Source organism: Tersicoccus phoenicis (genome assembly GCF_001968835.1).
Classification (GTDB): domain Bacteria; phylum Actinomycetota; class Actinomycetes; order Actinomycetales; family Micrococcaceae; genus Tersicoccus; species Tersicoccus phoenicis.
Genome location: NZ_MRDE01000129.1, coordinates 1 through 307 on the forward strand (window position 1 = coordinate 1; position 307 = coordinate 307).

Here is a 307-nt window from a genome sequence, read left to right on the forward strand (position 1 = left end):
AACACGGCGGCGAACACGAAGTACTTGGCCACCTCGAGCACGGACGATGCGGGTAACACGTCGGCCTACACGTTCAACGGGGCCGGGAACCGGCTGACCTCCACGGACGCCCTGGCCGCTCAGGCGGTCTTGACGTACAACCCGGACGGGATCGTGGCGACGGCCACGGCGCCGGGGAACGGGTCGAACCGGACGGTCTACGGGTACAACACCGACCACAGCTCACCACTATCACCCCGGTGGCGGGGGCGGGCCTGGGCGCGAAGTGGCTGACGTATGACAACCTGGGTCGGACGAGGACGACGAC

1 protein-coding gene is annotated in these 307 nt (G+C 67.8%); it reads left to right on the forward strand.

Going from position 1 to position 307, the window contains the following annotated elements:
* Window positions 1-273: hypothetical protein (locus BKD30_RS15440; RefSeq protein ID WP_143588241.1), on the forward strand; the 273-nt coding region annotated here is incomplete at its 5' end.
* Between the last annotated feature and the right edge of the window lie 34 nt (window positions 274-307).